Below are 13,740 nucleotides of genomic sequence, written 5' to 3'. Positions count from 1 at the left end.
GCTTATCCTCATCGGCCGCATGACTATCAGGTTTAGGGTGGCAGATCACCGTCTGTCAGGATTTGCAGCACCGCCGTCTCATCCATTGCCTGGGCATCGAACAGCGCCTTGGCGAGGGCATGAAAGGTCGGCCTGCGCTTCCTGAGGATCGCCGTCGCGCGATCGAGCGCCACCTCCAACCTGGCATGGACGCGCGCGGCCAGTTCGGAATCACGAACGAACACCTCTCCCGGATCGCGATGGGGTCGATAGAGGAGCGGATGCTCGGCCCCGAAGCCCAAGGTCCGCTCCATGTCGAAGGCGATCCGCGTGGCTCGCGCCAGATCACTGTTGTCGGCGCCACCGGAACCGCTCGAGACGCGCTTGAGCACCAGTAGCTCGGCGGCCCGCCCGGCCATCAGCATGGTCAGCATGTTTTCGTACCAGTCACGGGTATCGGTCGCCCACAAGTGGAAGCCGACGAGATTGTAGCCACCCAGCCCGGTGTCGATGTTGAGGCCGCGGACGGGTCCGAGATCGAGGGCGTGATGAACAACCGCATGCCCGGCCTCGTGGAAGGCAAAGCGCCAGCGTAGATCGTAGGGCACCGGTGGACGATTGCCGCGAATGCCCTCTTCGATGTCCTCGTAGCTGATCGCCCGCTTGCCACGACGCGCCTTCAGTCGCGCTTCCCGGACGATGCGTTCGATATCGGCGCCTGTCAGTCCCATGGCGCGCGTGGCGAGACGCCGCAGGATCGAGTCGGCGGGATTGGCCTGGTGCGCGGCGGTCGGCGTTTCGGTCGTATTGATGTTCTGCGTCGCTGTCATCGGGTTGCTCCGTTCCGTTCGCTTTCTGCTTCCTCCCTCAGATGGTCGGCGACGATCCTCCTCAGCGAGAATCCGTCGTTGGCTTCTCGCTCGGCGCCTGGTACCGGCCCCCGGAACAGAGCCTGCACATCGTCACCGAGATGATGAGCCAGGATGTCCGCGAGTGTCGGCACATCGGGTTTGGGGATTTCGATATGGGTCTCCAGCCGTCCGGATCGCTTGATCGCCTCGTCGATATCGTCTGGACGATTGGTGGCGCCGACGATGATCAGCCCTTCGTTTTTCACGGCACCATCGAGCAGTTCCAGCGCTTTGTTGACCACGGCGTTCCAGTAGTCGGAATACTCACGCTCCGCCGGCTGCCGTTTGCCGATGCCGTCGATCTCGTCGATGAACAGGATCGCCGGCGCCATGACGCGCGCCTCGACAAACGTCTTGACCATCTTGTCGATGACATCGTTCAGATGCCCACCCTGCAGCCAGGTCGAGACCGAGGTGGCGACCAGCGGGACCTGCAGACTGTTGCAGAGCGCCCGAGCAAAGGTGGTCTTGCCGGTCCCGGGCGGGCCAGACAGCAACAGCTTGGTGCTCATCTCCGACCAGGTGAGGATGCTGGCCCGGTAGTCATCGAGGTCAGCCTTGAGATCGAGCGCCCAGCCCTTGGCCCTGCCGTATCCGGAGAGCGTCTCGACCGTCATCGCTGACCTCCCACCGATCTCTCCTGTCGTCAGCAATGGCTCAGGCTGGATGACGTCCGCGCCTGATGGTTTGTCCTTTTTCCAGCGACTATTGCTGTCACTGTCGGAAGCCTTCGGTTTCTCGTCCGATCCTGACGCCTTCTCGTCGGATTTCGTGGAGGGCTCCGATCCAGCCCCCTTGCCATCAACGTCCTCTTTCTCGGAGTCGCCGCGATTGCGTTCGATCAGCGTGGCAAGGACATGCAGCACGTCGCGAACATGCCGTCCCGGCCGGAACGCAAGGACCAGATCCTCAAGCGACAGCCAACGCGCATGCGAATCCGACGGCAGGCCTAGCTTTTCGATTGCCGTGTCCGGATAAAGTGTCTCGACCAGATCAGCGACGAACCTCCGATCGAGTTTACCCGTTGCGAGCGACAGGTCGGCGGAGATGCGCAGAAGCGTGGGAATGTCCGATCGCTTCTCGGCAATGGCAAGGATCGGGAAGTCGCGGGACAACGCGCTGATCATGCGTCGACGCAAGGCGTTGCCGGTGACGCGATGCAGGCCTGCGCCAGAGAATGTCATAAGACAACTGCGCGGCTCACCTTCAAGGACATCGAAGTGATCGTCATTGAACATCAGATCTGACTCGATCATTGCAAACGGACCGCCCGGCACCAGCCGGGACTTTTCGAGGAGCCGCAGCACTTCCCGCTCGAAGCCGTCAAGCGGCGCATGGAGCGTGACGACCGGCGTCACATGGGTCAGGGTGTGAACGATTTCCCGAAGCGACCGTCCGCTACTGCGCACCGCGCGCGCCAACACCAGCGCTGCCACGACATGACTGACCAGTGGGGAGGCGGCTGCCAGATCGACAAGCCGAACCGAGTAGGCACGTCGATCAATGTCGTTACTCAGGGACGCGTCCTGCGCGGTCTCGCTACGGCGCTTCAGGGGGAAGACCACCAGCGGCGACGGAAGCGTCTCGCCATCAGCCTCCGTCGCCAGGGCGAGATCGCCACCTCTGCCGGGTGTGAGGTTGGTCTTCTTGTTCGGCGCGACGAGCCTCGTGCCAAAATGCCGCCGGAACCAGAGACCATCACGAACCAGATCGCCGGTCAGCCCAGCCGTGTCGAAGGCTGGTGTGTAGCGGCAAAGCACATGACCATCGACATCAACGATCCTGGCTTCGAGCAGACCGTTGCGCAGGGCGACCCGGCGTGCCTCGCGGCGAGCGAGATGCCGCAGACGATGGACGAGCAGACGAGCGAGTTTATCCATCGGCGCGCCCTCCGGTCTCCGCAGCAATAATTGCCATTTCGGGGTTTAGCATCGGATCACGCGGCCTTGTCCGGATGCGCCGTCGCCCATCAAGGTGACCCGGTTTCGCGAAGGTTGCCTCCACGCGCTCGCCGATAGAGCGAGAAAGCGCCTGTGTCTTCGCCGACATGGCAGCCGGAGCCGACCGGGTCAACTCGTCCGAGAGCAGACCGAGATGCCGATTGCGGTTTCTAAGCCAGTCGAGCACGAGGCGGCAGGCGGCGTCGTCATGATCGGCAAGCACACTCAACTTGGCCGTCAGAGGCACGGGCACCAGTGGACCTTGCCGGACGCAGGCGAGCGCGAGGCCGATCAGAACGGCGGGATGGTCGCGGCTGCCATCGGCGTAACCGACGCCAGGGGCTTGAGAGTCGGGGATATTCGCCAGCCTGCTGTGAACGCAAAGCGGAGCGACGGTATCAGGCGTGACCGCTTCACAACAGAAGCCGGCCACAGACGGATTGCGGGTATCGATGGACATGAGGATCTCCTCGCCGGAGCACATCGGCATCCGGCGTTCTCGGAATGGAGGAATGGGAATCCGGCCGCGCGCTAGACGGCTCGGCTGTGTTCAGTGCCGTTATCCGAGCGGTCTGTCAGTGCCGGCGGGGACGGCGGGCGAAGCCGACCCGGATGCGGACCGGTTCCGGCTCGTCCTGATCGTCGTCGAAGTAACCGAGATCGCAGTCGCCATCGTCCTCGTCCCGCGCGGCAATCGCCTGCTCATCCTCGTAGCTGCGTGCCGGACCGTTCAATGCGATCAGCGACTTGCTCGGCATCGTCGAGGAATGCGCCGCACCCAACGCGACCGTTGCCATCACACCCAGCGCCTTACGCGCTTCGGCTTCGAGAAGCTGTTGCACACGGCGGCCAAAGCGGAGACGCAGTTCGGCCATGCAGGCGGCGACACCGTCGATCTCCAGCAGGTCGTCGATCTCTGACAGAGCCCAGATGCCGGTGGCATGATCGCTCGGGCGGCTGGCGCCATCGATGATGGCGACCTCGACGGTGTCAACCATCATGCGCTTGTGGTGCTTGTAAAGCCAATCCGGAAGCACCATCGCCGACGTCATCATCTTCAGCTTCAACTCTTCCAGACGGCTGGTGTCGCCATAGGAAGCGAGCGAACGCTTGAGGTCGAGGATGTAGGCAGTACGACGGGCGCGGTTCACGACGATCAGGTCCGGCGTATAGCTACCCTTGGCTGGCGCCTCGCAGTCGAGCTTGATGCCATCGAGGCAGGACCAGTCGTTTCCGGAAACGGCTTCGAGCGCCGCCTTGACCAGCGGCAGTTTGAGCGACTGGGTCAGGACCGTGATGTTCGGGTTGGCCTTCGCCAGGCGCTCGACCGCCTGCTCGAGCAGCTTGCCTTCCCGGAACGAGACTGCGCGGACCAGCGAGGCGATGTGAACGTAGTGGCCGAGGATCTCGTCGTCGATCGGTTCGCCGTCGGCGATGGCGGCGATGGCGCGATCGATCAGCAGATCGAGATCGGCCTCGACCTCGGCGAAGCGAACGATATGCGGATGGCGGCGCAGTGCGGCCGGTTCGTGGATGCCGGCCCGGGCACCGGGACCGAACGGACGCTGGGAGAACATGGAGGCCGCGGCGGCGGTCGAACGGAGAACTTCCCCGGCGGGGAGTGTCGATGTAAACGTGGTCATAGCCCGATTCCTTTGTACGAAGGCTGAGGGTCAGGCCCTTGTCAGTGGTGCAAACACTGGCTTGGGCCGTTTTGTGTTCGGTCTTCCGAACAGCCCTAACCTGGCAGGACCGGGAGCCGGGCTCAAGGACCCGGAACGCAAATTTAGAACAAAGCCGGCACAAAGTTAATGGCGGGCTCACAAAGCCTATGACCGATGACGCTGTCGGGCGATCGAATTCGCCGGGAAGCGAGTTCGCGCCGCCATACCGAGGCAAAAAGAAAAGGGCCGACATGCGGCCCTTTCGAGTTTGGTGGGAAAGCAGGGCTTCCAGTCGTCCGGTCTTGCGCCAAGCACATTACGCGGCGGCGTTCGGTGGCGTTGCGGATTTCGTACCGATCCTCGACTCGGACTTGATCCGGTCGATAATCTCCGGACGCGTCAGGCGCTTTTCAGGCCTGGCAAGTGCTTCAGCGACGGAAGGAATGTCGGCGTTCGATGTGCGCTTGGACTTAGGTGCCTCGATCGTGGCTGTCGCTCCAAAAGCCTCAGCGATTGACGTCAGGCTCTCTTTCATCAAGCGGGTATCGGCAACTACCAAATCGGGGCTGCCACTGGCATCCGCAGGAACCGGCTCGGCCGCATCAACCGCGACAGCGACGCTCGCACTCGAAGCTTCGTTGGTTTCGACACCTGACCAGGCCGGGGCACGTGATTTGGAGACGGCCCACTCCAGGATCGGCACGACATCTGCTTCCAACCAAGTCCGAAGCTCACCTTTATCCGGCCACGTCGTTTCGCTGCCCATCTTGTAGAGCAGCTTGCTGACCGCGGCCCAACCAGACTTGCCTGGAAGGGCAGTATTGGAGATCACATATGCTGCGGTTGGATAGGGCTCAACGAACTGCGCCAGGCTCTCCAGTTCCTTATGAGCGACGCGCGCCGTCAGATGTGTCTTTTCAGCAAGGGCCTTCTTGACGATGTTCTTCTTCGGCAGCGCCTCGCAAACATGGGCGCGGATCTCCTCGATGTGTCCGACGAAGGATTTGATGCCATCCCGGACCTTGATCGCAATGATCGCTTTGAGACCGTCAAGGCCGCCGACATCGTACGGATCGATCTGCGGCCGGGCCTCAGCATTGTTCTTCGAGCCAGCCATAATCGCTGCGATGTCCTGGACCCTGAGCTTGCCGTTCTTGGCGGCGAAGCCAATAGCCTGCTCGATCTGCTCGGGCTCCGCAGCACTCAGCTTTCCAAGAACCGTCGGGCCGACGGCCATTTCCACCAGAATGTCCTTGTAACGAGCCAGGTTGCGAAACACAGCGCGCTGGGTCCGGACGTGGCGCGCGGTGTAGCCGCAGCGCTCGACCGCCCACCTTTCCAAGGTTCCTTCCGGGAGCAGCCCGGCTGCGCGTTCAAGATGCTCGCCGAGCTTGAAGGTTTCTTCGGTCGAACGGCGCGACACGCTGATGAGGAACAAGGCCGTCTCTTCGAGCTGGCTTTTGGCCTCCTCGGCGAGAGGATAGACTTCGTAGAACGTGGCGGCGGTGGATGCGAGAGCGAATGCGTCGGTAGTGTTGCCCATGGGGGGTCTCCATGTAAGAGGAAAGATCGTAAAAGCATATCCGCTTCTACCCCTCTATTATCTCAGATCACCCAGAGAACAGGAAGCAATTGTAAGTTTTGCAATAAATTGTATCCAAGTAAAAACTCATTTAATATTCAAATTAATACCTATATATTCATTAAATATCCGCTATGACTGCATCAATAAAAAAACTTTTACTTCGGGGCGCGAAAGTAACAACTGCAATTAATGCGTGCACAGTCTCCCCTCGAGTCGGGGCTGAAAAGGTGGGAGCATCCGGGCCTTTTCAAGTCAGCCTACCTCCTGGTAACAAGGTCCCACAGCCTGTTTTGCAGAGTGAGAGCACATTCATCCGATGGCCAAGGCCATACTCACGACCAAGGTCGACCCGACCTACGACGATCTGCCGGAAGAGCGGTATCATTTTCCGCGGACCTATTTACGTCAGGTCGAGGCGGCCCGCGGCGACTGGATCGTCTATTATGAACCGCGGCGTCCGAGCGGCGACCTGATGAAGACCGGTGGCAGACAGGCGTATTTCGCGACGGCGCGCATTGCCGACATCATCGAAGATCCCTCGAAACCCGATCATTTCTACGCGCTGATGGAGGACTTTCTGCCTTTCGATCATGCCGTCCCATTCAAAGAAGCGGATCATTATTACGAGAGCGGCCTGCGCAAGGAGGATGGCTCGACAAACAAGGGGGCGTTCGGCCGCGCCGTCCGGAACATTCCCGACGTCGAATATGACCTGATCCTCGCCGCGGGCTTCGCGCATGTCCTCGGGAAGCGAGACCGCGAACGGCCGACGCCAGATCCGGCCGAAGAAGCGAGCGTCGGATTTGGTGAAAACCCGCAGATGCCCTACGGGGCCGACAGCATCGATCGCCGTATCGTCACCCAAGTGCTTCAACGCCCCTTCCGGGACCGCGCTTTCTCTGCTGCCATCAAGGCGGCCTACCACGACACCTGCGCCGTCACCGGCATAAAGCTCATCAATGGTGGTGGGCGCTCGGAAGTCCAGGCGGCCCACATTCGCCCGGTGGCACACGGTGGGCCGGACAGCGTTCGCAACGGCCTCGCACTGTCGGGAACTGTGCACTGGATGTTTGATCGTGGGCTGATTTCAGTCGATGACGATTACAGTCTGCTGATTGCGGGCGGGGGTGTTCCCGACACGATCACGCGGCTGATCAACTCGGAGCGGCGCTTGCTCGTGCCGACACGGGGGGACGAACGACCGCATTCGCAGTTCCTGCAGTATCATCGCGAGTACATGTTTAAGGGATAAGGGTGGCGGAAATTATTTCCGCCTCTGCAGATCCAATTGCCGCCAATTCGGCACATGGGTGGTCATGAGCGCTTTGAAAAGCCGACCGTGGTTCGGCACGCGAAGATGAAGCAGCTCATGTGCTATGACAAAATCCTGAAAGTCCACTGGCTGCTCGTCCAGATCGATCGCCAACGTGACAATCCCCGACGTCGAGCAAGAGCCCCACTTCCGGGTCATCCTTTGGACCCGGACATGGCGCGGCATTACCCGCAACCTCACCGTCCAGGCGTCCACTCGGCGCTTCAGGCGCATTGCGGGCGTGAGGCAGGCCTCCATCGGCCACTTCATCGAGTGACGATTTCGACGATCAGGTCGACGATTTTCGTGCGGGCTTCACGATCGACGCCAAGAAGCGGGCGGTATAGAGCCGCCCTGAGCTGGCGTTGCTCATCGGCATTGACCGGAGCATTGGGGAATCTGGCCATCAGCTTCTCGGTTTCCTTGGCGAGGTCCAAGGGTAAGACGCTGCCTTTCTTGAGCGCCTCGTCGTCCTTGAGCACCCAGAAGATGCCGAAGGCCTTCGGCGAAAGTCCGGTCTCCTTCGCCGCCTTCGCCGCCGCGTCCTTCTCGACGGCAAGTGCTGCCAGTAGGTCCATGGCGGCTAGACCGGTCACTTTCCGGCTTTCCATGTCTTTCAGGATTCGCTCGGCACGATCCTTCAGCGGCTGCAGAACCGGTGCGGCGTTGGCATCTTCGTCGATCTCGTGTTGGAGACCCCTTACAAGGTTAAGGACCTTACCCTCGTCAGTACCTTTCTCTCCGCGAAGAGCCTCAAGCGTCTTCAGGTCGAATGTCACGCTCTTTGTGAGCGTGCCGAGACCGCTCTGTGTGGCGCTTTGTTCCACCAACCGTTTTGTTTTGTAGGCGAGGTCAGCGACAAAGCCGATCTTTTCGGCATAGGCGTTACGTACGGCGGCGTAGAGCTGCGCCAGACGCTTGAAAGTGGCGATATGGTCACGCAGCTCCGGCGACGGCGACAGGATTTCCCAAAGCGCCTCGATGTCCTTGTAGGCCTCGAAAAACGCCTTGCGTGGCTCGGGCTCAAGGAAGCGGCCATAGACGATGCGCTCCAGTCGCTCGTCGGCGTCGCCGCCTTCTCCGGCATCGAGATAGTCCGTCTCTGCCTTGGCTATCTTTTCGAGAAGATCCTTCAGCAGCAAGTCGAGGTCTTCAATCACCCCGTTCACGTCGGACGAATCGAACTTCAGCGCCTTCTTCAGCTCCCGCAGCACGCCGACGAAATCCACGACTAGGCCGACGCGCTTCTGGATACCCTGCGGATCGACATAGGGCCGGTTGACCCGCGCCACCGCCTGCAACAGCACATGGTCGCGCATCGGCTTGTCGAGATAGAGGCAATACAGTAGCGGGGCGTCATAGCCGGTCAGCAGCTTGTCGGTGACGATCAGGACTTTAGGGTTCTTGTCCGCCTTCTTGAACAACAGACGGACATCTGCCTCGCGCTCGTCGCTCACCTGCAACTCGGCCACCAACGGGCGGTCGACGATGTCGGCGACGTTCTCGGTATAGATCGGCTCGCTCCACTCGGGCGGCAGCAGCTTGTCCAGAGCCCGCTTGTACTTGGCGCAGGCCTCGCGGTTCACGCCGACCAGAAACGCCTTGTAGCCGAGCGGCAGCACGTTCTCCCTGAAGTGCTCGGCTACGAAGGCTGCCACCTGTTCGATGCGGTTGTCTGCGGTGAGGAAGGTGCGCAAGCCGACGGCCCGGTCGAGCGCCTTGTTGAGCTCGTCGATGTCGGTGACGCCTTCGGTCTCGGCTAGCTCGAAAAATTCCTTGTCTAGCCGCTCGGCTGGAACAGTCATCGTGCTCGGCGCCATCACATGCTTGATCGGCAACGTCGTTTCGTCGTCGATCGATTCGGCGATGGAATACTTGTCGAGATAGCCCTTGTCGTCGTCCTTGCCGAAGATCTTGAACGTACCTTCGCCCTGTTCGGTCTTGGCGATCGGCGTTCCGGTGAAGCCGATGATGGTGGCATTCGGCACTGAGGCCATCAGGTAGGTGCCGAGATCCTTGGCGACCGAGCGGTGGGCCTCATCAATGAAGACATAGATATTGTCGCGGGTGTTGCTATCCCTGTCGACGCCCTCGAACTTGTGGATCATCGACAGGATCAGGCCCCGCTTGTCGCTCTTGAGCAAGTCCTGCAATTCGGCCTTTGTGTTAGCCGGCCAGGTCGCGATGTCCTGCTTCTGCATTTCGCCGAGTAGCTTTTCGACCCATCCGCTCATCTGGGTTTCGAGCTCTTTGCGGTCGATCACTACAATGACCGTAGGATTACTGAAGCGATCTTTTTGTTCAAGGATCAGGCGCGCCGCTGTAAGCAGAGTGAAGGTCTTGCCGGACCCTTGCGTGTGCCAGACGAGCCCGCGCCCCTTGGAGGGATCGGCGCAGCGCTCAATCACGCTGTCGATGGCGCGCCGCTGATGCTGACGTAGAACCGACTTCCGGGTCTCGCCGTCCTCGACGTAGAATAAAATCCAGTGCTGGAGTGTGCGCAGGAAGTCAGTGCGCTCGAAGAAAGCTTGAACGGCGAAGCGATAGGCCTCGTCGGGGGTTTGCTTCCAACGGGCGAGAAACCGGCGATTGGAGTTCCAGGTTACGCCGTACCAGTAATCGATGAGGTGAGTGACGTTGAAAAGTTGAGGTGAGCCGATCAGCTCCGGCGTCTCAATCTCATAGCGGCGCAACTGCTTTATGGCGCGCTCGATGGCATCGCCATCCTTTGGGTTCTTGTGCTCGACGATGCAAACCGGAACGCCGTTGATCAGGAACATGACGTCAGCGCGGTTACCCTTGCGGGCTGGCGGCTTCAGCGCCCATTCCCAGGAAACATGAAAGGCGTTGGCTTCGGGATGCTCGAAGTCGATCAACGTCACCCGGCGGTGGCGTTTCTCCTCCTCGTCATACCATTGCCGCTCGCCGCGCAGCCAGGACAGCATCTCGCGATTACCCTCGACGGTCGGCGGCAGGGCGTCGAGCGTCTCGATGACCGAGCGAATGGCGTCCTTGCTCATCCAGCCATTGAACTGGGAAAGCTTCTCCTCCAGCTCGTCGCGCAGCAGCATCCCGGCCTCGCCGCCGCGCTTCTGCTTGGCGACATCGGGGGTGAGCGGCGCCCAGCCGATCTCGACGGCGTGCTTGACCATCGGAAACTGGACGGTGCCGGCTTCACTGATTTTCAGTTCGCTCATGCCGCGACCTCCGTTTCCTTCACCGGTTCGAGCGCCGACAGATCAAGGTCGGCGACGCGGATTTCGCCCGTCATGAGCTTGTGCAGCAACGCCTTGAACAGCTCATCAAGGACCGTCCGTTTGCGCCTATGCAGGTCGATCTTGCGGTCAATCGCATCGAAGACAGCGACGATTTCGCGTTGCTCCTCAAGGGTCGGCGGCACAGGAATGACCAAGGGATCAAGGTTCTTCTTGTTGAGCTGCGGTGTCGGTCCCGGCTCTGTGATCGTCCGCAGATCGAATGCCTGAAACCATTGAAACAAGAAGTCCTGATCCAGATCATCTCCGGCTAGGACGCCAATCACGTTGGGATCAAATGCTGTCCATCCGGTTGAAAGGCGCTTCTTGTTCGTTGCGATCGCCGCTCCCCTTTTGGGAAAAATGATCGTACGAGGAGGCGCACAACGGTGCGTCACGACGCTACGAGCAACCGTCTTTTCCAAAAAAGCTGATTGGAGTCTTATTTCATTGCCGTCCAAATTCATGTCGGCGACTTTAATGCCGAGGACAGAGATTGCATCCTCGTTGTGCTCATTCTCCAACGCTTCGAGTTCAGAATAAGACATTCGCGTCGAAACAACTTTTGCGCACTCGTCGAGCCGAACAACATTCCAACTGTCCGGCACCGGGCCGATTTTGGTATCCTTCTGCGCCTCGCTACGCAGGCCCTTCGTGAACAGCGCCCGCATCGCGGCGCGCTTGAGGTCCTGGGCCAGCCGCTCACAGTTCATCTCAGCGGCGCGGGCTTTCTGTATCATTTCCAAGCAATCGGCAACGCGCCGTTGTTCTTGCTGTCGAAAAGCCGGGATCGACAAATCGAGCAAGACATTCTCGGGAACACGCTGACGCCCGGTCGATCCTTCCATCCGCTCGGCAACGTAGGACCGAACGTCGGGGTGAAGTAGATAAAAGAACAAGAAGCGAGGGTCGTGTTCTTCCGTTCGGGGATGCAGGGGGATCACTTCAGTCGTTGCATACCCAAAATCAGCATCCAGATTCTGGACAAGTGCCTGCTTGCCGTTTTCAAACGAGGGAGTGATCTTGCCAATAAGAAGATCACCACGTTCAAAATAGGTACCGCTTGCAATCGCACTCGGCGCTTTCAGCGCGAACGCCGGCATGTAGGTGCCATCCTGCGGAATGGCGTCCATCGCGGCAAAGGCGATTTCTGGAAGGGTTGCGCGGTCAAGATTACGAGGCTTCTTGGTCACTTCATAGCCATCGCCGACCCGCGACCAGTGCCGAGCTGCGCCAAGATCGGTTTCAAGCAAGCTCATCGACCACCCCCGCCAACAACTTGGTGAGCGTCGCAGAAAGCCGATGCGCTTCCTTGTCCAGTTCGCCGAGTTCACGCACTAGCGCGGAAACAGAGCCCACTTCGGCGGAGCTGGATTGTCCAACCCATCTACTCGGGCTGAGGTTGTAATCCGCTTCCTCGGCCTGCGCCTTGGTGATGACGGCAATCTCGCCCTCGACCGGCTCGCCCTTCAGGAAGGCAGCCGCCAGCGGCCGGATGTCATGCTCAGGGATGTAGTTCTTGGGCTTGCCTTTCTTGAGCCGCTTGCTGGCGTTGAGAAGGACGATCTTGTCCTTGCGCACCGCCGGTTTGCGCTTGTTCAGCACTACGATCACACCTGGGGCGCCTGTATTATAGAACAGGTTTTCCGGCAGCAGGATCACTCCATCGATCAGGTCATGATCGACGAACCATTTGCGGATGTTGCGTTCCTTGTCCTCGTTCTTGCTGCCCGAGCCGCGCGTCATCGCGCCGGTATCGAGCACCACGGCGGCGCGACCGTGATCACCCAGGCAGGCGAGAGTGTGCTGAAGCCAGGCCCAATCGCCCTTGCCGGTTGTGATGCCGCCCGCCGTGCGAAAGCGATCGAACGGATCGTTGGCGAACACATCCGGCGCGAAGGGTTGGTTCCACATCGGATTGGCGACGACGACGTCATGCGTCTTCACCTTGCCGTCCGCTGTGCGGAACTTCGGATTGATCATCGTGTCACCGCGCGCGATCTCGATGCTCATGTCGTGGATGATGCCGTTCATCTGCGCCACGGCGTAGCTCTCGGCCTGAAGCTCCTGGCCGGTGAGCTTGAGCGGCACCCTGCTGGTGGGATCGAGTTCGCGCGCGACCAATTGCAGCTTCACTAGAAGACCGGCCGAACCGCAGGCATAGTCGTGGCAGTCTTCGCCGGGGCGGGGCCGCATGATGTGCGCCATGAGAAAGCCGACCTCGGTCGGCGTGAAGAACTCTCCCGCGCTCTGCCCCGAACCTTCGGCGAATTTCCGCAAGAGGTACTCATAGGCGCGGCCGAGGAAATCCGGTTGCACATCGGCAAGGCCGAGGCGGTAGCGGGCATCGGAGAAGGTTTCGATCACGCCACGAAGCTTGGCCGGGTTGACATCCCGCTCGCCATTACGTTCGGCGGCGAAGTCGACCACGTCGATGACGCCAGACAGCGCGGGATTCTGCTTAACCACGGTACGGACCGCTTTGGTCAGATGCTCGCCGATATCCTTCGGCTTGGTTGTCTCGCCCTTGCCGTCAAGCGGCCAATCATAGGTGGCGCGGCCGCTAATGACACCCCAACGTGCCTCTGGAGGCAGATAGAAGCGAAGCAGGGAATGATCGCTTTCCGCGATCTCCAAAGCTGTCTCAAGGTCGCCATACTCTTCCGACAAGCGCTCGATCTCATCGTCAAAGACATCGGACAGGCGCTTCAGGAACAGCAGCGGCAGCAGATAGTCCTTGAACTTGGCAGCATCCTTCTCGCCCCGGATCGAGCAGGCGGCGTCCCACAGCATTTGCTCCATTGATTTCGTCGAAGGCGCTAACGTTCTTACGCTCCTACGCCTGGTCACGCCGACTGCCGCAGCCGTTTCAGCGAATTCGCCGATCCCGACGTCCACGCCCGCCTCGACCGCCAGCGCGGTTATGGCTGCGCGCGCGGCCTTTTGGGGCGCGTTCAGACCACCCTCCCATCGGTTGATTGTGGCGAAGGAGACGCCGAGACGTTCGGCGAGCTGCTCCTGGGTTAAATCGAGTTTCGCACGGATGGCGCGAAGGATGGCGGAGGGGTCTTGTGCGTTTGTCATGTTTGCTATAT

Annotated in this window: 10 protein-coding genes; 1 reads left to right on the top strand and 9 read right to left on the bottom strand. The window is 60.3% G+C overall.

The genetic code is table 11. From position 1 onward, the window contains the following. Window positions 1-32: 32 nt before the first annotated feature. From AC07UR_RS03520 to AC07UR_RS03500, 5 genes are all read right to left on the bottom strand, one after another. A complete protein-coding gene (locus tag AC07UR_RS03520) occupies window positions 33-809 on the bottom strand; it encodes an ATP-dependent metallopeptidase FtsH/Yme1/Tma family protein (protein WP_209787384.1) in 777 nt (258 codons plus the stop codon). Beyond that, window positions 806-2,770 (bottom strand): AAA family ATPase, encoded by a 1,965-nt coding sequence (locus AC07UR_RS03515; protein ID WP_209787386.1) that lies wholly within the window; start codon window positions 2,768-2,770, stop codon window positions 806-808. Before AC07UR_RS03515 ends, AC07UR_RS03520 begins: the two co-directional genes overlap by 4 nt. Further along, entirely contained in the window at window positions 2,763-3,290 is a 528-nt protein-coding gene (locus tag AC07UR_RS03510) for a hypothetical protein (protein WP_209787388.1), read from the bottom strand. Before AC07UR_RS03510 ends, AC07UR_RS03515 begins: the two co-directional genes overlap by 8 nt. 115 nt (window positions 3,291-3,405) lie before the next feature. Further along, window positions 3,406-4,473 carry a hypothetical protein gene (locus AC07UR_RS03505; protein WP_209787390.1) on the bottom strand — a complete coding sequence of 356 codons (1,068 nt, stop codon included), beginning with the start codon at window positions 4,471-4,473 and terminating at the stop codon, window positions 3,406-3,408. Between the two features lie 337 nt (window positions 4,474-4,810). Then, the gene (locus AC07UR_RS03500; RefSeq protein WP_209787392.1) at window positions 4,811-6,037 is read right to left on the bottom strand and encodes a hypothetical protein; all 1,227 of its coding nucleotides are present in this window, start codon (window positions 6,035-6,037) and stop codon (window positions 4,811-4,813) included. Window positions 6,038-6,395: 358 nt separating this feature from the next. Between AC07UR_RS03500 and AC07UR_RS03495 the strand changes: the two genes are divergently transcribed. Beyond that, window positions 6,396-7,331: an HNH endonuclease gene (locus tag AC07UR_RS03495; protein WP_209787393.1), complete on the top strand. Its 936-nt coding sequence runs from the start codon at window positions 6,396-6,398 to the stop codon at window positions 7,329-7,331. 12 nt (window positions 7,332-7,343) lie between these two features. On the opposite strand, the gene AC07UR_RS03490 is transcribed toward AC07UR_RS03495, so the two are convergent. From AC07UR_RS03490 to AC07UR_RS03475, 4 genes are read right to left on the bottom strand one after another with little or no spacing between them, the layout of a single operon-like run. After that, window positions 7,344-7,625 carry a M48 metallopeptidase family protein gene (locus tag AC07UR_RS03490; protein ID WP_268833701.1) on the bottom strand — a complete coding sequence of 94 codons (282 nt, stop codon included), beginning with the start codon at window positions 7,623-7,625 and terminating at the stop codon, window positions 7,344-7,346. Between the two features lie 32 nt (window positions 7,626-7,657). After that, complete coding sequence (locus AC07UR_RS03485; RefSeq protein WP_209787395.1) at window positions 7,658-10,588, bottom strand: type I restriction endonuclease subunit R; 2,931 nt, start codon at window positions 10,586-10,588, stop codon at window positions 7,658-7,660. Then, window positions 10,585-11,904 carry a restriction endonuclease subunit S gene (locus AC07UR_RS03480; RefSeq protein ID WP_209787397.1) on the bottom strand — a complete coding sequence of 440 codons (1,320 nt, stop codon included), beginning with the start codon at window positions 11,902-11,904 and terminating at the stop codon, window positions 10,585-10,587. The genes AC07UR_RS03485 and AC07UR_RS03480 overlap by 4 nt, the downstream gene beginning before the upstream one ends. After that, the gene (locus tag AC07UR_RS03475) at window positions 11,891-13,729 is read right to left on the bottom strand and encodes an N-6 DNA methylase (RefSeq protein WP_209787399.1); all 1,839 of its coding nucleotides are present in this window, start codon (window positions 13,727-13,729) and stop codon (window positions 11,891-11,893) included. Before AC07UR_RS03475 ends, AC07UR_RS03480 begins: the two co-directional genes overlap by 14 nt. Window positions 13,730-13,740: the final 11 nt, after the last annotated feature.

The organism is Ensifer sp. GW821-FHT05G01 (assembly GCF_059419585.1).
This window is presented reverse-complemented; position numbering and strand designations above follow the sequence as displayed.